Here is a 22,494-nt window from a genome sequence, read left to right on the forward strand (position 1 = left end):
TTACATAGCTCCAGCGCCCGCTGGCTTGGTGTTCTGTGTTGCACGCAGAATTTCAGCTTTGAGACGGTAGCCAATTTGCGTAATAAGCCCATCCACATCCAGCTTGTTCTCATGTACAGTGACCTGTACAGCCCCCGCAGGAAGATTGAATTGGTTGGTGGTTTCCGTTTTAAAATCCTTCAAAAAGCCAGACAGTGTTCCCATTTGTTCAGGACTGATCTGAACTACTTGAGGTGTCGGATTACCATTACCTTTGCCTTTAGCTTTGGCTCCATTATTCGCATGAGCCGCAGTATTCAGTAGTGGGTTTGGGTTGACTCCCTGGTTAGCTATAGCCATCGGTCCGTAAGGATTAGGAACACCTTTTGCACCTGGTTGCGGAGGTACGTTTGCAACTGCACTAGCACTATAATTTATAGCCATAGGCGTTAAGGGCTCAAATGACTTACCTAAATTCGAATGAGGTGGGATTGCTGGTTTAGAGGTTGCTGGTTTAGGAGCTTCAGGTGGCTTAGCTGGCTCTTTCTTAGGTTCATCTTTTTTACCAAAAGAAAAGAAATCAGAAAAGCCTTTACCAAAATCTCCAGCCTTATCAGAAAGCCAACCTGTGACCTGGGAAGCTTTTTCTCCAAGAAATTTACCAGCGGACTTCGCTTTGTCCATCATGGCTGGACCATAATCTGAGACTAATCCACCAATTTTCCCACCAACAAAGTCTCCCGCCATACCCCCAAGTGTAGAACCAACCACAGTACCAATACCCGGAAGCAAAAATGAACCTATAGCTCCGCCTAATGCAGAACCAGCAGTCCCACCAACTGTGGAACCGATAGCTTCTGCCCGTTCTTTACCAGAGGTAGCCTTCGCAATGTTCACAATATCCATTCCATAGCTTAAAGGTCCCAACAGTTTTTTCGCTCCACCTTTTAGAAGGTTTTTGAATAAGCCTGATCCGGCTTCCTCAGCTGCACCTGCAACACTACTTGGTCTGATAATACTTGAGGCTGCATCTGCCGCAGCACTCGAACTTGCAGCGCTAGGTACTACACCAGCAGCTTCGCTTGGATTAATCATCCCCCAGCCTTTAGCCTGATCAAACAATCCCTGTCCACCTTCAATTAAATCTGAAGACCCTCCAAATTTTTCTAAAAACTCACCCCCAGATTTCCCTACATTAAATGCTTTACTAGCAAAATCTTTAAACTTCTCTCTTCGGTTAGCTCCCTGGAGCGGGCCCTTTAAAATACCAAAATCAGTTTTAAATTTCTTAAAAGCTTCAGGAGCTTCAGATATGCTTTTTACCCCTTCACCAACTTTTTTTACATTACCAAGAAAATCCTTTACCTGAGTTAATGCATCCTTAGGCTCTTCTTTTTTCTCTGCAGCTGGTGTCACAGATCCCAACTTAGTACCTAAATCAACAATAGCTGCTGTATTGGCATTTACAGCTACAGTATTCAATTGCACCGCAGTGCTTAGCAAAACGATACTTGGATTGTTATCGGTCTTCGGGGAGCCCGAGCCAGATTGGGAGTTTACCTTCACATTTACATTTCCCGAGGCGTTAATAATCTGGGATTTGACCCGGTTAATCTTGTTCAATAGATTGTCCAAGCCTTTGGAGGCCATATCGTTCAGTACAATTTCAGGAGCCATGCGGGTACGACCAATTTTCAACACTCGCCCTTGAATCCGCTCAAAATAGCGTTCCATTGCGCGTAATTCTCTGTTCGCCTTAATGACGTTTTTAGGATCAATCACAAGGTTCATGCGGTAATTTAATGCTTCTGCCATCTATCATGTTCACCTCCTTGTTTATGCTTTTGAAGCTGCTATGCTATCCATTTCCTGTTCGGCAAACGCCAGCAACAGCATACGCTCACCACGGGGAAGTCGCCAAAAGTCTCCGGGACGGAGGTGGTGCCGGACCCACAAGTGGTACAGCATCGTCGTCATTCCCCCGGAGCCGATTAGTTTTTTAGGTCAGCAATCTCAACGCCAAAACCGGACAGTTCCAGCACCTTATCTCCTACTGCATCCAGTTCACCTGCCAGTAGCATACGGCGGACAGACTGTTCGCCACCGGACAGCTTTAAGCGGCTTGTAATCCGGGGATCGCCCCAACCGTTAAGGGACAACCCCTTCACTTCCAGCTTGCCGGTAGCTTCCGAGATCAATAAGGCGTTGAACGTTTCGGTATCTACCTTCTCATCCACTGCACCCTTCACAGTCCGCCGAATCGTGCAGCGTTCACGAATGCTGTCCACCTTGCTGGAGGTCAGGCCGTGCAGCACAATTTTCATATCTAGACGCTTGATGCGGACCGTTTCCTCTGGCAGTTTTTCAGCAGCTTCAAACAGGCTGTCCAAAATTTGTTCTTCTGTCATATTCTCATTTAAGCTCATAAGTCATTCTCCCTTATTTTTAATTTCATGATTTTGTAAAATCCTTATTTGTATTTGGGGAACGGAACGCCTAACAGCATCCCATCCCCCGTTAACCAATTTAGTTTGCTACAATCGGATCAAGCAGCTCATAGCCTTCAAAGGTGAAGGTCGTTTCTTCCTGTACTTCTTCACCTGCTGTCCAGTTGGCCAGTTGAATTTTGTCAGCAGTGCAACGAATGAGACGAATACTTTCATGTCCGAAGGCTTCTGGATCATCCAATTTAGTAATAATCTCAAAACGGTTAAAACCGCGACGAATCATATCGGACGTAACCTTGTAGCCACTCATCGTTCCCGTTCCCTTTTTGATACCGCGCTTGTGTACCTTCCACTCGTTGCCCACGAGATTCAGCTCGCGTTTTTCCATTTCCACGCTGGCTTCCAGCTTATTGATATTCGTCTGCCACACCCCATCCACATGCGCCTGACCATACGTACCTAAAATGACTCTTGAAGCATCCAACATTTCTTTTTCCTCCTCAAAATAATCCATAATATAGTTCGGGATTTCATAAAATCCTCGTTGTTAACAAGCTACTTTAATCCTGCTGATTGCCTGCGAAATACTTATGCACGCAAAATGCTTATTCATTGCACGTAAAATGTGCCGAACAGTTGCTCCATCACGTCGGTAAGCTTCACGTTCCATTGCAGGAACACTTGATCCGGCTCCGGTTTGATGACTGGCGCATCGCCGTAGTAAGCCGGGTCGAGAATGACATCGTAGCCATCTGCTTCGATGACGTTGCTCAGCGACAGCTGTGCCAGGTATTCTTTGATTGCACCGATAAGCGCCAGACGACCTTCCACCGTGTTGTTGATTTTGCCAATGTAAGTCTCTTCGGCTGCACGCTGCAAGTCAGCATTAATAGCATCCATGACACGGATGGAACGAATTTTCTTCCATGCGTTGTTTTGCCCAGCAGCCGGGTTCACCAAGCTGTTGATGCCACGCAGCGCTTTGACCTGACGACCGTCAAAGAACAAAAGGAAGATACCATTACGGACTGCCTGCTCCTGCTCGGAACGTGTCCAGCGACGGGTCACATCCTCAAAAGGCGTAACCGCATACGTCGCCGATTGATTCAGACGTTGGCCTGCAATCAGTCCGGCTACATAAGCAGCCGTTTGGGCGGAACTGTAGTCCTTTCCTGCTAGACGTACGCCTGTACCGACGTTCACGATACCTTCATGGTTCAGCGCTAGGGAACGTGCAGAGGCCAAGCTGACGGCTGTTTTGGACACATCATCTGCCGCAGAACCGCCGAATACAGCGATGACGCCTTTACCTTCGTTGCGAACACGCTTGATCCAGGCAGCAAAGCTTTGCAGCAATGCCAGATCAGCTGCATAATCCAGAGCCAAGACATTAAATTCCTGTCCTTCAAGTGCCTCCTGCATCGAGATGTAATCGGCATTAACCAGCTTGCTATTGCCGCTGTTACCGCCAGTAAGGTGTACACCGCTGACATCCACCGGAATGCCGCCGTCGCCAACAACCTCGGCCTTCACCCATACGTTTTCGCTGTTCTCATTCATGGCTTTGGCAATAGAGGCTGCTGTACCGTCACTGCCTTTGTACGTGCCGAGTAGCTTGGTTCCTTCATAGAGGCGCACCTCACGAGCTTGGTCATCACCCAAAGTTGGCTGTACAGTTACAGCGAAACCATTACCGCGGCTACCTGTGTACAAAGCCTTCAGGCGCAGCACATCCGCCGGGGTCGCACCGCCGCTTTTCAGCGTCACAGATGCTTCAGCAGCTGTATCATCTGCCAAACGGTAGGCTAGAAGCTTTTTCGGACCGCCCAGCAAAGCCAGATACAGCGTCGAATACGCGGTCGCACCGTCCAGACTGTCACCGGAAAAGATTTGGCTGATTGCCGTTTCACTGCCGATCTCTACAAACTCACGTACAGGGCCCCAATTCGCCTTAACGGGTACAACAACCGTACCACGCGACCCACCTTGAATTGCTGAAGCTGCTGCTGCCTGAAAATTCATATACAAACCCGGCAATACCGGTTTATTCGTGTTTTCCCATGTTCCGCCTGCCATAATTAGTCCACCTTCGCTTTCATAAATTGTTCGATTTTAGTGTGTGCTTCTGCTACCGTAAACAGCTTGTCCTGTGTGCCAAAAAAGGCGCCTGCCAGCACTTCTTCTTTCACGGAAAACAATTGTTCTGCGTGCTCCTTTAGCTCCTCCAGCGTATAGCGAGGGCCACTTGCTTCCTGCCCGGCATATACCGGGGCCTTCTCATGGTTTTCCAAGGTCACTCGGACCACCTCATTTCAAAATAGGATGAATTTCCACTCTGCGAATCAACGCCGCTTCCTCAGCCGGGCGCATACGCCGCTGTACCAGCATCAGCCGAAGCTGACCATCTAAAATGGCATCCGCCTGCAAATCGGCTGAAGCTTCAGCTGTAGACATATAACGGCCTTTGTCCTGATCCAGAGGAAGCTGGATTTGAGTGGCAAAGCCCTCGATCAGTGCGGAAGCTGCGCGGTTTTCTTCAGTGGTGTCCGGGGCGGTAATATGCCCGATGAACCGTTTGCGCAGCTCATACATGGAGGCTCCCGCCATCCTAGTTTCGCAGCCGCTCATCCGCCATAGTACCGCTTGTCGCCCCGGCTGTGCGGGCCAAGCGTCGGCGTATACTGACCACGTTTCGCCCAGTTGCTTCTGCGTCCAGCGGACCAGCGCAGCCAGCCACTCTTCCGGCTGTGTAGTACCGTTTGCTGGAACGGCCAAACCACCTTCCGTCTCAGGCACATACACGCCAAAACGCAGCGTTCTATAGGCCTTGCCCGTAACGTTGTCCAGCTTTTCTGCATCCCGCACACCCAAATAGTGCGCGGTAAAAGCCGATGTGTCCTCACCCGCACCTGTCACTGGTTCCCGGTGCAGCCCGGCAATCAGGGCATTCGCCCATACATCAGCCTGCGCCAACCCGGCTTGTCCTGCGTACAGCTTAATGCGAACAACCTGACGATAGCCGGCCCAGGAAGACTTCCAAATTTCCTCGCCCAGCGCCATAACAGCATACGGCTCCTCTGCCGTCTGCGACGGTGGCTGAACATCGTATACACGCCCTTGTAGCGCTGGAATAATTTCAATGAGCTTTTGCTTAAAGGCTTGTCTCATCCTGCGGCATGCCACCTTTGCGTCCCCTGCGTTCGCATGTTGTGGCTATTCAGCCAGGCTTTTTTCCACTTTCGTGTTCTCATCCGGCGCAGCCTCGTACTCATGCATTGCAGCATCCCTTGCTTAGGCAACACGACTCCTCCTTTCTATTCAACGAATTCCCGGGAACCGACAGAGACGATCACCGCATGAAAAAACCGGCCCTAATGGCCGGCTAACGTTTGACTGTGTGTGTCTTCGGTATGTCCTCTTGTCTTGATTCCCGATGATATAATCTTACACCCTAATAACGAATGCGTTGCCGGGGAAATGGACGATAAAAGCAGAGACTAGGGATGATGTTGGGAGGTTTTTAGAGAACGTATGTTCCTATTAAAAAAAGCCTTGATCCCTGTTATTACAGGAAATCAAAGCCTTTTAGGAAATCATTTTAAAATAGAAATGAGAACGAATGGATAATTATTACATTAACCCAGTTTTCGATCCGCGCCCTTCTGCAAGCCTGCCAAATTTAAAACGCCTTGGTCCGCCAGTGCAAGCGCCATTTTGTAAAAAGCACGCGTGCGAAGCTTCGTATACGTATCCTTGCTGACTGGCGGGTCTAACACATAATTGTAAACCTTGTAATCAAACACATCGTCATCCTTTAAATAACGTTCACGGATGAGCAGCTGTTCGCGTTCATTCAAGCGACTCACTACGGCATCCACCATTTCGCAGTAGGCCAAGCGGGCGGCAGGAGCATCTACATTATATACGGCTGTCCGGGCCGTTGGATCGCTTGTCACATTCGTTGGGCCGTTCGGGCGATCCGTATAGCCAGCCGTAATAAAGCTCTCCCGATCCATAAAAGTAATCGTTTTATAAATCCGGTATTTCTCAAACACACCCTCCAGTGCATTCTGCGTTTTGCGACGGTCCAATTCGGGTAAGTTATTTCTCATGTAAAGCAACACTCCTTATCTTATGCCTTTTGACAATGATGTATTTTTAAATGAGGTTTTTGCAAAAAATCCAATGAGCGAATTTTGCAAAATCCTGAAATAGAAAAACGCTTATGTTTACATTGTGTTCCCCTTTTGTTCGTATCTTGAGTATAACATAACATTATTTAGGATAGGTATCCATCGTCAAAAAAAGCAGTATAGCTCCAAAAACAGGATATTCGCTTTATTTTCCTATGCCTTTTGGCATATTACGTGCTTTTACTATTTACCTAATGGTATAATAAAACTGATATCTATGATTCTCTTGCAGAAAGGAGTCCCCATTGTGGAACAGCCAGCATTCGGAACTTACTTAAAACAGCAGCGTGAGCACAAACAATGGAGCATCAACCAGTTGGCAGATGCTGCAGGTATTAGCAATTCACAAATTTCCCGCATTGAAAATGGACTGCGCGGAATCCCCAAACCCTCCACTCTCCGCAAAATAGCGGACGCGCTTAGCGTATCCTATACCGAAATGATGAAGGCCGCCGGATATTGGGGAGATGATGATTCAATGGAGCAAAATCCACATGAACTTTATCGTTCTACTGTGCCGGAATGGGCAACCTCCAAAGACCGCCGGGATTTTAAAAAAATGCTGGAGGAAGACGACGAATTAATGTTTGATGGCATTCCGCTGGATGAAAAAGATCGCCAACGGATCAAGGACGTGCTGACAGGTCTGTTCTGGGAAGCCAAACAGATGAACAAACATAAAATGCCCAAAGAGCCCCGAGCGGGCAAAGATCAGGGATAGTAGGTGAGCGCATGAACGAACTCATTCACAAACTTGTCCGAAAACACCGTACCAACTGCCCCTTCAATATTGCGAAAGCATTGGGTATCCATATCCGATACTGCGATCTAGGCCCCACAACCAAAGGGCTGTATTACCACAAGCTGCGTAGAAGATTTATCGTTATCCACAATGGCCTCACACCCGAATGGGAACGGTTCGTCTGTGCGCATGAATTGGGACATGACCGACTGCATAAAGGCATTAGCCGCTTTTTTATGGAGGAGCACTCCTACTTTTCTCCAGGAAAATTTGAACAGCAGGCCAATCGGTTTGCCGTGCTTCTGCTGAGTGAAGGAAAACCGCCACTAGCTGACGAAACGTTGGATCACTATTTACCCCGGATCGGGCTGCCCAAAGAGACTGCCCTTTTTTTTGACTACAAAACAGAACATTAGTTCCTATTCTATAAGTTGCTGTTTATTACTTCCTCTACAATATAGGTAACTAGACGATGTATTTAACAACCGATATCTCAAAAAATTTTAGTGCTTTGATATAAAATAGAAGTTATTTTTACAATCATCTGATAAAATGTGGTCGTAAGCGGTTTCTCTAATTCATTCATTTTATGGGAGGTTGAAGGAACAACATGAACTCATGGAAAAAACTCTCGTCGATCCTGACGACTGCCGCGCTTCTACTTGGTTGTCTCGGTACAGCAGCAGCAGACCCAGCAACCAATGTGGGAACGGAAACAGCTCCAGTCAGCGGTAAACACATCACCATCCTACATACGAACGATACCCATGCCCACGTGGTCGCGAACGACAAGGAAATGGGATTTGCCAAGCTGGCGGGTATCATTGATCAGTACCGGGCTTCCAATCCCAATACACTGCTGCTAGATGACGGGGATACCGTTCATGGAACGACCTTCGCTACTTTGGTTAACGGTGAGAGCATTGTGAAAGTGATTAACAAGCTGCGTTATGATGCTATGGTTCCGGGTAACCACGAGTTTAATTATGGTTGGAAGCATCTTGTTGAGCTAAGTAAGGAGATTCAGTTCCCTGTGCTCAGCGCCAATATTAAACAAACAGACGGAACACGTTTGTTCAAACCCTATGTTATTAAAGAAATGGACGGCGTTAAAATCGGTATTATCGGTCTGACTACGCCAGAAACAGCATATAAGACTAATCCCAAAAATGTTGAGGGTATTCAATTCACCGATCCTGCGGCTGAGGCCAAAGCGGCTGTTGATGAAATCCGCAGCAAAGTAGATGTGGTTGTTGTTCTTGGTCACCTGGGGCAGGATGCGTCTAGTAAGGACACCAGCCTCAAGGTTGTTAAGGAAGTGCCTGGCATTGATATATTCATCGATGGACACAGCCATACCGTTCTGGAAAAAGGCTTGGTTAGTGACAATGGTACATTGATCGCTAGCGCAGGTGAATACACCAAATATCTGGGTGTTGTAGACTTATGGGTCGACGGAGGTAAGGTTACGCAAAAGCAAGCCAAGCTGATTGATTCGACTCAAGCAGTCGACGTTCAGCCCAACGCTGAGATTGCTGCATTGATCGCCTCCATTCAAAAGGACCAGGAACCTATTCTTAAAGAGGTTGTAACGCAAACGAGCGTGGATCTGGAAGGAGCACGCGAAAAGGTACGTGCAAGTGAAACCAATCTCGGTGACCTGCTCACCGATGCTATGCGTGACGTTTCGGGAGCAGACGTGGCTTTAACGAACGGTGGCGGCATCCGGGCTTCCATCAAGACGGGGACGGTAACCAAGGGAGACATCATCACTGTGCTGCCCTTCGGCAACCAGATCGTTACCCTGAAAGTGAAGGGCTCTGACATTCAGGCCGCACTGGAAAATGGTACAGCCTCCTATCCAGAGCCAAGCGGAGGTTTCCCGCAAGTATCAGGTATCTCCTTCAAAATAGACACATCCGCAGCTAAAGGGAGCCGTGTTCATTCTATCCTGATCGGCGGGAAGACACTTGATCCTGAGGCAACATACACACTGGCCACCAATGATTTTACTGCCGTAGGTGGTGACCAATATACGATGTTCGCTAAATACCCACAGGCAGGTATGTTCGGCTCGCTTGACGAAGCGTTAATTCGCTACATGCAAAAGGTGGGCTCCGCTAGCCTGCAAGTACAAGCAGACGGTCGCATTCAAGAAGCCAAGGCTGACGGTAAAACTTCTGTCCCTGCCACACAAGCTGCGCCATCTGCTTCAACGGCAGCACCTGCACCTGTGCAGGAAAAGCCGCAATCCGTCCCTACACCGGCTGCGAAACCAGCACCCGCAAAACCGGCACCGGCAAAGTCTCAAACAGCCAAGCCACAGCAGACATCCGATTCTGCACAAGTTACAAATAGCCATGTATATGTTGTGAAATCCGGGGATACGCTGTATGACATTTCCCGCAAACATGGTACCACCTGGCAACAGCTTCAGCAGTTGAATAAGTTGAAGAATCCTCACCGCATTTATCCGGGACAAAAGTTAGACCTCCCGGCCTAATTCAATAGCTAGCAAAAACAGCGTCCGGAATCCTGGTGATTTCGGATGCTGCTGTATGTCAGACGTTTTTAGATATGCGATAGTCCAAGCTCATTTGGACATCGCATATTTTTTTTAAAAAGCAAACCTTTTAACCGCTGACAAGTTGTGAACCGAGAGGTATGATGGAGAAGAGTCATTCGGGCAGAGAACATTCATCCCGATATCCATCGGGATCAGTTATATGTGTGGAAGGAGTCTAGAAATGCAATACATTATTTACGATCTTGAATTTACCGTTAGCCGTAACGCCAGATATTCCTCCGAAATCATTGATATCGGTGCCGTCAAAGTTGTTCAGGGAGACGATGGCCTATACGTTGCGGATACGTTTCACAGTTTTGTAAGACCCTCGAATCGGCCTGTACTCTCTACAGATACCGTTCAGTTCACGGGTATTACTCAACGAGACATTGATGCCGCCCCACTATTCCCTGAAGCTGTGAAGCAATTCATAGCCTGGCTCGGTACGGATTCCCCTTATTATTTATGCGCATGGGGCCCGGATGACCGTCAGAAGCTGGTATCCCATTGTCGTACCCATCATGTAGATCTCGGATGGATTCATAATACAAATGATATACAGAAGCAGATTTCCCGTCTGTTTAGTTCCAATGGAAAGTACCGTCAGTTGAGCCTGTCTCAGGCGCTGGAATTGTGCAACATTGACTTTGACGGTCAACAACACCGGGCACTGGATGATGCCGTGAACACCGCGCAGGTTTTCATGTACCATTTTGATCGTATTACATTAGTTCATAATGCTGCTGACGATGAGGAAAGCCGTGGATCGAAGCTCGTCTACTCCTCACCAGAAGAAGAACAGGAGCAGTACAGTCCTTTTGGCAATCTCGCCAACCTGTTTAAGGACCGTTAAGCGGATAGCTCCCCGGCCCGTTCCGGGGGATCTCCCCCTGTTATTCTTGATTTCCTGCCTTTTTATCGAAATAGAATGCCCCCCAGGTCCGCAGCATTTCTTGCATTCGTTTGCGGTACCGTAAAGGCTCCAGGATCTCGGCCTCAGCTCCATAGGAAGTGAGCCAATCCAAAAATTCACGGTCATGATTGACCGTCACCTCAAACAACAAACTTCCATCCGGCAAATCCTTAAGAAAAGGCTTGATGAACAGCTCCTCTTCTTTGACCCGATATACAGACTCGGCAGAAAAACGTACCACAAACCGGATATTCTGATTTCCTTTGGTCACCGACCAGGTCCCTTTAAAAAACATTTCCATTTCAGTTGTATTTTTTTGAAACGTATACGGCAAAATTCTCATGTTTCGAAATCGGCTGATCCGAAAGGTTCTCATAGCGGATTGCTTGTGACAAAAACCAAGCATATAGAATCGCCGATCCTGCGGGACCAAACAATAAGGATCCACCTGAACTAGTGATACATCTTCATTTTGAGGCGAGCTGTATTCCGCTTCAATGGTCTGCTGCGTAAGACTCGCTAAAACAATCAGCCTGAGCAGATAGGGCTGGTTTTCCCGATCAAGTGTCGAGCCGAGCCGGACAATATTTTTCATTTCCTGCGCGAAGCTCGTCTGGTCCATCTTTTTTTTCTGACTAGAGGCCATCACTTTCTCATAAGCACTTTCAAAAGCTGGCGGTAAAAGAGGCTTTACCGTTTCCATAATCTCTCCCAGCTTTGTAAAAGCCTCTGCCTCTTCTTCCGTCCAATTCAAAGGATACAAAGCAAAATTGCTAATAAAAATGTACCCCTTGCCATGCCCCATATTCGTAATCGGAATATGCATAGCGCTTAGCGCCTCCATATCTCGGTATATGGTACGTTCTGATGTTTCACAACGTTCGGCAAGCTCTCTTGCCAATATCCCTGGATTTGCCTGAACAATAGTAATAATCCGCATTAAACGTATCAACCGATCAGTCAAGGAAGTCTCTCCTTTACAAAAAGATAGTAAATTAGACTCACTATATTACACAAATAAACTAGCATAATTGCCTATCTCAAAATATCATTTTCAGTAAAACGAACATCTTCTAGCGGTATTTTCTTATTAAAAAAGACCTTAGAACTATACGCTGCAAATGATACAAAAGTACCACTCCATTTATTACGTATGCCCAGAAGCAACTCGGCTTCCTGCAAGTAGTCCATATCATCGCTTCTTGCTGCACGTATAAGTAATTCATCTGCTTGTCTGGTAAGGATGAACGCCCCTCGCTCATATTCCCCTTTCTCGTACATACGCAATGCTTTTTTTACAATAGGGGACGTCTCATTCAGCTTTATGTATTTTTCCACCTTCGGGTTGGATGGAATGCTCAGCAGACCAAGATGATGCGTGAAATGGATATAGAGCTGGTCTGTCCGGATCAGCGTTCGCTTTTCCTGCGATGGCTTGCGCCAGCTCCACTCCATCATTCCAATCGTATGTCTTCCGGACGAGTGAGCCGGTATAGAAAACGTCAAAATAGCCTGTCTATATTTTCCCCGCCGTACATCACCACAGTGAACAAACATGCAATCTCCGTTTTCCGAGCGTTTAAAACCGAGCCTTACCCCTTCAGCTTTTAATAGACTTACCCCGTTTTCTGGAATGAACTGGAGTTGAAGGTCACAACCCGCTGCTTTCGGTATTAGATTCCCTTTTCTTTTACGTATAGCTCCATAGCCCCATTCTATCAGTAGATTTACTTGTTTGGACCCATTCGCAGATATGGACTCTTTGTCCCATGTGCACGTTACATTGAGCATTGACTTCACCACTGGTAAATTCCCCCTAAAAGAACATGTAACTCTAAATTAACAGTGTTATCTGACACTATATTGTCAGGGAACGTATGTTTGATTGTGAAAATTATACATGGGAATCTTTATGAAGGGGGACCTAGTTTGGTAAATAACATTTTAAACCATTTTAATTACATAAATGCGCAAAAATAGCCCGGCATATGCCGGGCTATATTATAGTCTACTTCTATATTTAAACTTATGAGATTGTAGTTTCTGTTAAAGAAACTTTCGTTTTTGTGCAAATATCAGATATAGGAGCAAAAGTAGTGCTATCTACGACGAGATCCTTTGATAATGGCTTTCCATTTACAGTGATTTTTAAAGTTTTATAGTTTTGTTCTCTCTCATTCATCTTGCAAAATCTCCTTTTATATCAATTTTTAATATATTTCAGTTCATATATTCAACTTAAGCCCTGATCAGGTGCGGATCGTTCTTTACTCGTATGCTGGGAAAAATGCCGGAATGTTGCCGCTTCCTTGATATACCCGTTTTAAGGTACACTTAAACTAATATATCGACTTTTTTTGAGAACTTTTTCTTCGTATTTGTCGTCCGTTTATTCTAAAATCTGCATCCGAATCGTTATATTATACGTAACCATGTCATATGGGTAATGATCTGTATCATCTAACATCTTGGTTTATCAAAAGGGGGAACATCTCTTGGCACGACCAACTTGTCGTTTTGCTTTGTACCGCCGCATTGTCTGCGTTGCTATAGCACTTTTGTTTATTTTTGGGATAACTCGTGTACCCGAAGTACATGCTGCTTATTGGGATGATGTGTACCAAGGCTTCGAGCAATTTTCGCGGTTGCCCGGTGATGTGTACCAGCTCAAGGAAAGCTACCGACAAACACAGGAGGATCTGGAAAGGGCCCGTAACAGCTTAGAAGCCTATCAGGAGCAAAACGCCCAATTGCTGGAGCAAAACCGCAAGCTGACCGACACTGTCACAGAATTAAAAAATCTTCAAACCCAGCGCGATCAGGCTTCACACCGAAATAAAATGCTCATCATCACAGCTATAATTCTGCTGGCCGGTTATTTTATCGGTATCCGACTGTTGCGTTACGGGATGCGTCGACGTTCGGGAAGATACTAACTGTCTGAAAGGATGAAAGGTCTGAATGGACATACAAGCAGGACAACACCATGATGAAAGTGTCGGTTCGGTCGTAACGCTCGATCTGGCGGAAGGAGAAAAGCTGCACGTTCTGCATCCGCAGCAAATCATCACATACCGCGGACCCAGCTCAGGCCGTAGTGATAAACTGATGAATATTAAGGGCATGTATCGCAAACACAAACTGATTCAGGCCGATTTCACAGGTGCTTGTCGTCTAATTGCCGCACTTCCGCCTGGCTTTAGTCTGAAAATGATTAAGCTTGAAGGGAGCGATGATCTGTTATACGATTTTCGCAACCTGTTCTGGTACAGCTCCGGTATCCAAATGCGGACTAAGCTGCTAAGCATGAAAAACATGTTGTTTAGCCGCGATGTTATAAAAATGAAATTCGACGGTGTTGGTCAAATCGGTCTTTTGACGCAGGGATTGGTATGTCAAGAACAGCTTCATCCCACAGAGCCGATATATGTGGATGCGAGCAGCGTCATTGCCTATCCCGAAAACGCCAAACTGGAGTTGACCGTGTACGGCAACCATCTGGCCAGCCAGCATATGAACTATCATTTTAAAATGACCGGACAGGGTACCGTACTATTTCATGCTGGGGAACATCATCGGCGGCTCCAACAGGATATGAACGACGATGGCGTGATCAAGCGATTTTTAAGGGAAGTCATTCCATTTGGTGGAGTGTTTATCAAATAGCCCTGCCATGCTATAATGGCAATGCTATAGCCGTCTGTCCTCATGGCAGATACTAATGAAGAAAATCCATGCGTCATGCATGGGAGAGGTTCGCGAACTCCCTCTATAAAAAACTAACGATGCTTTGTCCTCCGCAAGAAAAATGATTTCGCGGGGCAAGGCCTGTTTTTTGTTGAAGTCGGTTCAAGAACTCTCCTTCTTCCAAGTGACAAGACTCCATGTCTTGCACCATTCCAAGAAGATCGAGAGGTTTTTTTATGTTTGCAAACGAAAAAGCAGTCGTCGTATTCAGCGGCGGCCAAGACAGCACAACCTGTTTATTTTGGGCAAAAAAACATTTTGCTGAAGTAGAAACCGTGACGTTCGATTACGGTCAACGCCACAAGCAGGAAATCGAAGTAGCCGCTGGAATTACCCGCGAGCTGGGTGTTCCGCAAACGGTACTGGATATGAGCCTGCTTAATCAACTAGCCCCTAATGCCCTCACACGCACCGACATTGACATTACTCAACAGGAAGGCGAACTGCCTAGCACCTTTGTAGACGGTCGTAACCTACTGTTCCTGAGCTTCGCGGGAGTTCTCGCCAAGCAAAAAGGAGCGCGCCACTTGATTACAGGCGTTTGTGAGACGGATTTCAGCGGCTATCCCGATTGCCGGGATTCCTTTATCAAATCGCTGAACGTCACACTGAACCTTTCGATGGACTATCCCTTTGTGATTCATACCCCGCTCATGTGGTTGAACAAGGCCGAAACCTGGCACATGGCCGATGAGCTGAAAGCTTTTGAATTTGTAAGAACACGTACACTAACGTGCTATAACGGCGTCATTGGCGATGGCTGTGGCGAATGCCCTGCTTGCAAACTTCGCCGTGCCGGACTGGAGCAATATCTCGCGGTGCGCGGAGCTTCATCCCAAGGAGTTGAAGGTCATGCGTGAACCAGGTCCCTTTCGCATTGTCGACAAGCTCCAGCAGTTCGGGACAGACATTGAGCACTCTCAGCTGCGTTATCACCGCAAACGTGTACTAGTCAGCAAACAATTTACATTCGATGCAGCACATCATTTGCACTGCTACGAAGGCAAATGCAAAAACCTGCACGGACATACCTATATCGTCGTGTTTGGCATAAGCGGTATACCGGGTGAAACGGGTCTAACGCTGGATTTTGGTGACATCAAAACGATCTGGAAAGAGCGGATTGAGCCTTTTCTGGACCACCGTTACTTGAATGAGACGCTTCCTCCAATGAATACAACGGCGGAAAATATGGTCGTCTGGATCTTTGAACAAATGGAGTCAGCCTTGACCTCGGATGCATACTGCAACCGTGTCGAAGGTGGACGTACTGAGTTTGTACGGTTGTTCGAGACACCTACCAGCTACGCCGAGTTCCGACGGGAGTGGATGCTTGATGAGTAATACCGTGACGACTCACCAACCCATGACAGCCTCCCACGGCACCAAACTAGCCCCTATTCCCGTACTAGAGGTGTTTGGTCCCACTGTACAGGGCGAAGGTATGGTCATTGGTCGTAAAACGATGTTTGTTCGCACCGCAGGCTGCGATTACCATTGCTCGTGGTGCGACTCCGCCTTTACCTGGGACGGCAGCGCCAAGGACCAGATCCGTCGTCTGAGTGCCACTGACATTTGGCAGGAGCTGAAGGCCATCGGTGGCGAACGGTTTTCGCATGTGACCCTTTCTGGAGGCAATCCTGCCCTGCTACCGCAACTTGGGGAGCTAATTACCCTGCTGCGCAGCCAAGGCATTGCTACCGCTGTCGAAACACAAGGCTCCCGTTGGCAGGAATGGCTGTACGATATCGATGAGGTAACCCTATCCCCGAAGCCGCCCAGCTCTGGTATGACGACCAACTGGGACGTGCTGGATGATATCGTCGCCCGTCTATCGAACCGGAAGATGGCTAATGAGTCCCGAGCTACGTCCAACGTCCCAACCCCAACAGGCTTGAAGGAACCCTCTAATGAATCTGCGCGGCTCTATACCGGAGCTTGCAGCTTGAAGGTCGTCATCTTCGATGACACCGATCTTGCCTATGCCCGCATCGTTCACGAGCGCTATCCACACGTACCGCTGTTCCTCCAGACGGGTAATCCAGATGTGAACACGGAGAACACCGGACAGATTGCGGAGTCCCTACTCCATCGTTATGAATGGCTTATCGACTGTGTCATGGACGATTCCCGACTAAACGACGTAAGAGTACTCCCGCAGCTCCACACGCTCGTATGGGGCAACAAACGCGGCGTATAACACTTATATGTAATATATTCCGTATGGGCTGTATGTGATACACAAGATACGCCAAATTAGTCGAAGTACACCCTCGACACCCAAGTTACAAAACAAGAGAAACCCTCGTCCGTGAGGACGGGGTTTCTCGTAAAATAACGCTCCTTTCATATAGGAGCGAGCACTATTCTCTTCTATCCCACGAGCAGGGACTTTATGGTAGTGACGGCGGTCGGCAGCGAAGCGGAGGATTTGAATCTGTAGAAGCGTTAGCGTTCGCCTTTGAAATGGGATTCTAACCTATACATCTTTCAAATCATCAGAATGAATCCCATTTCAACAGCGATCGGAAGATCAAATCATTCGCGGAGCGACCTCCCCACCACCATAACTCCCATTTCGTTTACCAAACTTACTTTAAGGAGCCCCATCCAATGACCGGAAGAACACCCGAAGAAATGACTGACGTTACCCTGCTTGGCAATCAAGGCACACAATACACGTTTGCCTATGATCCCGCCATTCTCGAAAGTTTTGATAACAAACATCCGTATCGGGATTATTTTGTAAAGTTCAATTGCCCGGAGTTCACCAGTCTGTGCCCGATTACAGGACAGCCTGATTTTGCAACCATCTACATCAGCTACATTCCCGATATTAAAATGGTAGAAAGCAAATCACTTAAGCTGTACCTGTTCAGCTTCCGTAACCACGGCGATTTCCATGAAGACTGCGTCAATATCATCATGAATGACTTGATTAAGCTGATGGACCCTCGCTACATTGAAGTATGGGGCAAATTCACGCCACGCGGCGGCATCTCTATTGACCCGTACACCAACTACGGCAAGCCAGGAACGAAGTATGAACAGATAGCGGAGCACCGTATGATGAACCATGATATGTACCCGGAAAAGATCGATAACCGTTAAGCGAATAACTCTCCTGACATAGCGTAAATATCAAGGGGTTGTCCTAAAGTCATCAAATGACAAGGGACAGCCCCTTGGTTGTACTGAAAGGATGCTGTGCGTGCTCGTGGCGTTACACATCCAGATCAAATCTTGATTTTTTATATTCATACGGTGTTTTACCCATAACTTCTCTAAAAGCTTTTCTGAAAGACTTCTCGTTTGGAAACCCCACCTCGTAAGAAATTTCTGTAAGTGACTTATTGGTTGAATCCAGTAAATCGATTGCCTTCTCCAAACAAAGGATTTGCTTGTATTCGGTAAACGTCTGGCCTGTATATTCATGAAACATTCGCGACAAATAAGCCTCCGAATAACCGCAGATACGGGCCGTTTTGGCCAGGCTAATATTTTCAGTATAATGCTCTTTAATAAAGTCCATGATTGTCTTTATCTTTCGTTGCTTTTCACTAAATACTTCCGGTGGAATGTCTGTTGCCTGACTAAAATGATTGACAAGCAAATATTTCAGTTCAATAATTCGGCTTTGCTCTAAAATGTAGTCGTATTTGCTTTTGGAAATATGTAGATCATATATATCCATAAACAATCCTCTTAATTTAGAGATTATAGTATCGTCAACTTGTTTCTCTTGCGTGTTTAATTGGATGATTACTTGTTCATTGGCAAAGAAAGTGTCTGGAAATTGCAGCACAATGACTTGGTTCTCCGTAATGCTCTGCGTGGAATGCGGGACATTGCTGTTAATGAATAGCGCATCCTTTTCCATCAAAATAGTTATTTTTCCTTCATGCCACACCTTTAGACTTCCACTTGTACAGTAGATCAACTCCATATTGCTGTGAAAATGCATAGGAATGACTCTTTCTGTATCTCTGGATTGGAACATAAAAAGGTTAATCATTTTTTTTCTGTCTATTTCGATATGTTCATATATTTTTTTCATCACCACACCTCATCAGCCAGCCACGAGTGATCCATCTGTATTCTATATTAAGCAATAAACTCTTATACTAATACTCATACTATACCGATAGTAAAATGCCCGGACAAGCAGAATCTATTCAATAGACCAAAATAAAAAAAGAAGGCAGTTCTTCCCGCAAACGGGATAATGAACAGCCTTCCTTAGCCTGCTTGCAACTCGGCAAGCAAAACATGTTACCCTACACATTCCTGCAACTGATACATTCTAACTTCACCTACATTGCCTCCTGCCTCAAGCAATACATTGCGTTGGTCTGCATCTTCTATGAAATAACGCAGGGATAACACTTCTTCGCCCTCGTTAACAAATAATTCCAAACTTGAGCTTTCAATGAATATTTGCATTTCTGCAAGCTTATTATTTAATGTTGCTTTTCTGTACTCCCTCTCCCCAGTCAACCAGTTTGTTCTCCAAACTGTCAGACTATTTTGTTCCCAATCATAGTCAATTTGTACAGCATCCCTAATGATCATTTTAAAGTTTTCTGTGAGTAAGGAAAAATGAACAATGAGCTCCGCTTGTGTAGAAGGCAGTAACCACTCACTGTTATTTTGAATTTCCCCTTTGTAATGCATGTCATCCAGTCTTAACAATTGTAATTCCGGCAATGGTTTCTGGTACAACACACCGTTCATCAATACCACTTCTCTAGGAAGTGTCAATGCATGAATCCAGCCCTCCTGAATGGTCGGAACAGCTCTCTCCGCTTCCTCATTCATGGCGCTCATCCATCCGAACATAATGGTTCTGTCATTAACCTTAAATGATTGTGGCGCGTAAAAATCAAATCCTCGATCAAGCTCTTTAAAATCGGAAAGGTTGCCGTTGAATTTGCCTGTATTCGATAATTTGCCAACAATATAACCAGATTGATTAGGATTTTTATAATATTCGCCTCTCACCGGTAAACCCTGAGGAGAGAAAACAAAAACATCATTTTCTGCAAAATGAAGTACATCCGGACATTCCCACATATATCCAAATTGATGATCGTGATCAACAAATGATCCTTGGCATTCCCATTCGGACAAATTTTTAGATTTGTAGATAAGCGTATCTCCAGTCAAATCTTCTCTCTGGGCACCAACAATCAACCACCAGTTCCCGTGTTGGTCTCTCCATACTTTCGGATCTCGAACATGCCGGGTATAACCTTTGGGGTGCTCAAACAAGGGACCTATTTTTTGGAAATACTCGCCATCCTCCGAAATCGCGGCGCATTGATAGCTTTCTTTTACTCCATCATCTCGGATTACATTTCCTGTATAAAACAGATACAGCTTTTCATTATGAACAATGCCTCCGCCCGAATAAATGCCATCTTTGTCATACCATTCTGAAGGCTCCAGCGCGACACTTTTCCTTTGCCAGTGCACCAGATCGCTGGAAACAACATGGCCCCAGCATTTATTTTTATGCTCAGTTCCTTTTGGATTCCACTGATAGAACACATGATATTGATGATTGAAATAGGCAAGTCCATTAGGGTCATTGAGCAAACCGTAAGGAGGAGTAATATGATATTTCAGGTTATACGCGTCGCTTTTATTCATGCTCATCCTCCGGTAAAAAAACAAAACTAAAACTCAGCAAAATTTCCTGCGAGCTTGACCCGATATAAATATCAAATTCGCCGGGTTCACTTTTGTATTGCATTTCACGATCATAAAATTTAAGCATCTCTTCATGAATTGAAAATTCGATATTTTGGGTCTCGCCACTTTGCAAAAAAACTTTTTTAAAGTCTTTTAATTCTTTCACAGGCCTTGCAACACTTGCAAATTTATCGCGAATGTATAATTGGATCGTTTCCTTTCCATCATAAATTCCAGTGTTGGTGACAGAAATACAGATATCAACTGACTCATTTTTTTTCATTTCTTTTTGGCTAATTGTTAATAGGCTGTATTCAAATGAGGTATAGGATTTACCATAGCCAAACGGATACAAGGGTTCATTCACTTCATCAATATATCGAGACGCAAACCGATAAGAACCATTTTCCTTTAAATTTGGTCTTCCTGTATTCAACTCATTGTAGGATATCGGAATTTGTCCAACGCTTCGTGGAAAGGTCATGGCTAATTTCCCCGATGGATTGACTTCCCCATACAGTATATTGGCCAGTGCTTCTCCGCCCATCGTTCCTGGATACCAGGCTTGAACAATAGCGTCAACTTTTCCGGCTACTTCGGTAAGAATCAAAGGTCTTCCGCTATAAACGATCAGAACCATCTTTTTGCCCAGTAAACTTAATTCATGGAGCAGTTTCATTTGCGGCTTAGGAAGCGTCGGGTTCGTTCGCGATCCCCCTTCTCCGCTCTGATAAATACTTTCTCCCAAGGCGAGGACAATGACATCCGCTTCGTTAGCATTCCGGATCGCTTCGCGCAGCAGAGCCTCCTCATCGACTGTTTCAGCAGCCAGCTTGTCCGCATATTTGCCAAGGGCTTCTCTTGCATTAGCGGGGAGCATATGCGCCCCTTTGCAAACCGAGAGATTGTCGGGATCAACATGCTTTAATAATCCCATTTTCAAGTTGACGGTATCCGCCTCATCCCCCTTGATGGCCCACATGCCCAGGGTAGAGTTTTCATCTGCGTAAGGACCGATTAAAGCTACTTTGGTATGTTTAGACAATGGCAGCAGTTCATCTTCATTTTTCAGCAAGACTACGGATTCTTCAGCCAAGGACAGCGCGGCTTTTTTATGTTCATCTGACAGAATACTGTTTCTCGACCGCTGAACGGTTTCCTGTAATCCGCGGAACGGGTCCTCAAAAAGTCCCAAATCATTTTTCAGCTTTAAAATACGGTATACCGCTTCATTCAACAGCTCCAGCATATGCTCGTTATCCGATACTACTTTCTCCAATTGATTGGCGTATACTGCTGTCTTCATATCCACATCAACACCAGCCAACAATGCCAGCCTTGCGGCGGAAGCCTCATCTTCGGCATAACCGTGCATGATCAGTTCTTCTATAGCGGCGTAATCCGAGATTAACACACCATTAAAATTCATTTCTCGTCTTAGCACGTCGCGGTTAAGCCACTCGTTTCCTGTCGCAGGGACGCCGTTCAAGGTATTAAAGGCCGTCATAACAAGCTTTGCCCCCGCCTCGATTGCAGCTTGATACCCTGGCAAATAATATTCTCGCAGCGTATGCTCCGACATATCCACGGCGTTATACTCACGTCCAGCGACAGGTGCCCCATAAGCGGCAAAATGCTTGACGCAAGCGGCAATTTTATTGGCTGGTATGATCCCTTCCAAGTTTCTTCCCTGTATCCCCTGAACCATGCTTTCAGCGTATTTCTTCGCTAGCAAAGTATCCTCTCCAGGCGATTCCATCACCCGCCCCCAACGGGGATCTCTAACGATATCTACCATGGGGGAAAAGGTCACGTGAACACCTTCGTCGTAACATTCCTGGGCAGCAATCGAACCCGCATGTTCTATACCCTCATAATTCCAACTACATGCTTGTGCCATCGGAATCGGGAAGATAGTTCGATACCCATAGATAATATCTGCCATGAACAGTAGCGGAATTTTATGAATCGATTTTTCCAAATAATCCGTTTGCAACTGGATAATTTTTTCCGGGTTAGTAATGTTCAATATCGATCCTGTATTATATATATTGTAGCCGGCGTTTAACCCTAATTTTTTTAAAGGCCCCGTCACAACAGTGTCTATATCCCCTTCAAAAAAATCACCGGTCAGTTGGATGAGCTGGCCCATTTTCTCTTCTATTGAAAGGCTGTCCAATTTCTTAAGCAGTGTGTTGTTGTCCATGATTCTC

The 22,494-nt window shown here is 46.1% G+C and carries 24 protein-coding genes and 1 riboswitch; of the genes, 10 read left to right on the forward strand and 14 right to left on the reverse strand.

The window, feature by feature from the left end; all coding sequences use genetic code 11:
- The 8 genes from ACQW03_RS05655 to ACQW03_RS05690 all read right to left on the reverse strand — a co-directional run bounded on the left by ACQW03_RS05655 (window position 1) and on the right by ACQW03_RS05690 (window position 6,538).
- Entirely contained in the window at window positions 1–1,794 is a 1,794-nt protein-coding gene (locus tag ACQW03_RS05655; RefSeq protein WP_441948663.1) for a hypothetical protein, read from the reverse strand.
- 21 nt (window positions 1,795–1,815) lie between these two features.
- Window positions 1,816–1,947, reverse strand: coding sequence for a hypothetical protein (locus ACQW03_RS05660; RefSeq protein ID WP_019686368.1), 132 nt, complete (start codon window positions 1,945–1,947; stop codon window positions 1,816–1,818).
- 23 nt (window positions 1,948–1,970) lie between these two features.
- A complete protein-coding gene (locus ACQW03_RS05665; protein ID WP_007429164.1) occupies window positions 1,971–2,405 on the reverse strand; it encodes a phage tail assembly chaperone in 435 nt (144 codons plus the stop codon).
- Between the two features lie 100 nt (window positions 2,406–2,505).
- Window positions 2,506–2,913, reverse strand: coding sequence for a phage tail tube protein (locus ACQW03_RS05670; protein ID WP_013309122.1), 408 nt, complete (start codon window positions 2,911–2,913; stop codon window positions 2,506–2,508).
- A 122-nt stretch (window positions 2,914–3,035) separates the two neighbouring features.
- Window positions 3,036–4,502 carry a phage tail sheath family protein gene (locus tag ACQW03_RS05675; RefSeq protein WP_441948666.1) on the reverse strand — a complete coding sequence of 489 codons (1,467 nt, stop codon included), beginning with the start codon at window positions 4,500–4,502 and terminating at the stop codon, window positions 3,036–3,038.
- 2 nt (window positions 4,503–4,504) lie between these two features.
- Window positions 4,505–4,723, reverse strand: a complete 219-nt coding sequence (locus tag ACQW03_RS05680; RefSeq protein WP_013309120.1) for a hypothetical protein — start codon at window positions 4,721–4,723, stop codon at window positions 4,505–4,507.
- Between the two features lie 10 nt (window positions 4,724–4,733).
- The gene (locus ACQW03_RS05685; RefSeq protein ID WP_441948668.1) at window positions 4,734–5,594 is read right to left on the reverse strand and encodes a hypothetical protein; all 861 of its coding nucleotides are present in this window, start codon (window positions 5,592–5,594) and stop codon (window positions 4,734–4,736) included.
- Between the two features lie 467 nt (window positions 5,595–6,061).
- On the reverse strand, window positions 6,062–6,538 hold the full coding sequence (locus ACQW03_RS05690) for an ArpU family phage packaging/lysis transcriptional regulator (protein ID WP_013309118.1): 477 nt from the start codon (window positions 6,536–6,538) through the stop codon (window positions 6,062–6,064).
- A 328-nt stretch (window positions 6,539–6,866) separates the two neighbouring features.
- Here ACQW03_RS05690 and ACQW03_RS05695 point away from each other — a divergent pair, with 328 nt between their 5' ends.
- From ACQW03_RS05695 to ACQW03_RS05710, 4 genes are all read left to right on the forward strand, one after another.
- A complete protein-coding gene (locus tag ACQW03_RS05695) occupies window positions 6,867–7,340 on the forward strand; it encodes a helix-turn-helix domain-containing protein (protein WP_071639821.1) in 474 nt (157 codons plus the stop codon).
- 11 nt (window positions 7,341–7,351) lie between these two features.
- A complete protein-coding gene (locus tag ACQW03_RS05700; protein WP_071639820.1) occupies window positions 7,352–7,777 on the forward strand; it encodes an ImmA/IrrE family metallo-endopeptidase in 426 nt (141 codons plus the stop codon).
- Between the two features lie 194 nt (window positions 7,778–7,971).
- Window positions 7,972–9,864: a 5'-nucleotidase C-terminal domain-containing protein gene (locus ACQW03_RS05705; protein ID WP_441948671.1), complete on the forward strand. Its 1,893-nt coding sequence runs from the start codon at window positions 7,972–7,974 to the stop codon at window positions 9,862–9,864.
- Window positions 9,865–10,108: 244 nt separating this feature from the next.
- Entirely contained in the window at window positions 10,109–10,780 is a 672-nt protein-coding gene (locus ACQW03_RS05710; protein WP_023987369.1) for a 3'-5' exonuclease, read from the forward strand.
- 40 nt (window positions 10,781–10,820) lie between these two features.
- On the opposite strand, the gene ACQW03_RS05715 is transcribed toward ACQW03_RS05710, so the two are convergent.
- The 3 genes from ACQW03_RS05715 to ACQW03_RS05725 all read right to left on the reverse strand — a co-directional run bounded on the left by ACQW03_RS05715 (window position 10,821) and on the right by ACQW03_RS05725 (window position 13,022).
- Window positions 10,821–11,804, reverse strand: a complete 984-nt coding sequence (locus ACQW03_RS05715) for a helix-turn-helix transcriptional regulator (RefSeq protein ID WP_013309113.1) — start codon at window positions 11,802–11,804, stop codon at window positions 10,821–10,823.
- Window positions 11,805–11,875: 71 nt separating this feature from the next.
- A complete protein-coding gene (locus tag ACQW03_RS05720; protein ID WP_071639818.1) occupies window positions 11,876–12,643 on the reverse strand; it encodes a hypothetical protein in 768 nt (255 codons plus the stop codon).
- 223 nt (window positions 12,644–12,866) lie between these two features.
- Entirely contained in the window at window positions 12,867–13,022 is a 156-nt protein-coding gene (locus ACQW03_RS05725; protein ID WP_023987366.1) for a hypothetical protein, read from the reverse strand.
- Window positions 13,023–13,335: 313 nt separating this feature from the next.
- On the opposite strand from ACQW03_RS05725, the gene ACQW03_RS05730 reads away from it, so the two are divergent.
- From ACQW03_RS05730 to queF, 6 genes are all read left to right on the forward strand, one after another.
- Window positions 13,336–13,776, forward strand: coding sequence for a hypothetical protein (locus ACQW03_RS05730; protein ID WP_071639817.1), 441 nt, complete (start codon window positions 13,336–13,338; stop codon window positions 13,774–13,776).
- A 25-nt stretch (window positions 13,777–13,801) separates the two neighbouring features.
- Window positions 13,802–14,506: an AIM24 family protein gene (locus ACQW03_RS05735; RefSeq protein ID WP_441948674.1), complete on the forward strand. Its 705-nt coding sequence runs from the start codon at window positions 13,802–13,804 to the stop codon at window positions 14,504–14,506.
- Window positions 14,507–14,585: 79 nt separating this feature from the next.
- Window positions 14,586–14,629, forward strand: a riboswitch (PreQ1 riboswitch).
- Between the two features lie 134 nt (window positions 14,630–14,763).
- On the forward strand, window positions 14,764–15,447 hold the full coding sequence (gene queC / locus ACQW03_RS05740; protein WP_220030872.1) for a 7-cyano-7-deazaguanine synthase QueC: 684 nt from the start codon (window positions 14,764–14,766) through the stop codon (window positions 15,445–15,447).
- Window positions 15,440–15,931 (forward strand): 6-carboxytetrahydropterin synthase QueD, encoded by a 492-nt coding sequence (gene queD / locus ACQW03_RS05745; protein ID WP_071639815.1) that lies wholly within the window; start codon window positions 15,440–15,442, stop codon window positions 15,929–15,931. Before queC ends, queD begins: the two co-directional genes overlap by 8 nt.
- Window positions 15,924–16,787 carry a 7-carboxy-7-deazaguanine synthase QueE gene (gene queE, locus ACQW03_RS05750; protein ID WP_220030871.1) on the forward strand — a complete coding sequence of 288 codons (864 nt, stop codon included), beginning with the start codon at window positions 15,924–15,926 and terminating at the stop codon, window positions 16,785–16,787. Before queD ends, queE begins: the two co-directional genes overlap by 8 nt.
- A 413-nt stretch (window positions 16,788–17,200) precedes the next feature.
- The gene (gene queF, locus ACQW03_RS05755) at window positions 17,201–17,698 is read left to right on the forward strand and encodes a preQ(1) synthase (RefSeq protein ID WP_013309106.1); all 498 of its coding nucleotides are present in this window, start codon (window positions 17,201–17,203) and stop codon (window positions 17,696–17,698) included.
- A gap of 112 nt (window positions 17,699–17,810) precedes the next feature.
- Here the strand turns inward: queF and ACQW03_RS05760 are convergent, their stop codons facing one another.
- The 3 genes from ACQW03_RS05760 to bglX all read right to left on the reverse strand — a co-directional run bounded on the left by ACQW03_RS05760 (window position 17,811) and on the right by bglX (window position 22,487).
- The gene (locus tag ACQW03_RS05760) at window positions 17,811–18,644 is read right to left on the reverse strand and encodes a helix-turn-helix domain-containing protein (RefSeq protein ID WP_071559072.1); all 834 of its coding nucleotides are present in this window, start codon (window positions 18,642–18,644) and stop codon (window positions 17,811–17,813) included.
- Window positions 18,645–18,859: 215 nt separating this feature from the next.
- The gene (locus tag ACQW03_RS05765; protein WP_441948678.1) at window positions 18,860–20,239 is read right to left on the reverse strand and encodes a glycoside hydrolase family 32 protein; all 1,380 of its coding nucleotides are present in this window, start codon (window positions 20,237–20,239) and stop codon (window positions 18,860–18,862) included.
- On the reverse strand, window positions 20,232–22,487 hold the full coding sequence (bglX, locus tag ACQW03_RS05770; RefSeq protein ID WP_441948680.1) for a beta-glucosidase BglX: 2,256 nt from the start codon (window positions 22,485–22,487) through the stop codon (window positions 20,232–20,234). Before bglX ends, ACQW03_RS05765 begins: the two co-directional genes overlap by 8 nt.
- Between the last annotated feature and the right edge of the window lie 7 nt (window positions 22,488–22,494).

Origin of the sequence: Paenibacillus sp. DRB1-1 (assembly GCF_052119485.1) — a bacterium.
In the GTDB taxonomy this organism is placed as follows: Bacteria; Bacillota; Bacilli; order Paenibacillales; family Paenibacillaceae; genus Paenibacillus; species Paenibacillus polymyxa_B.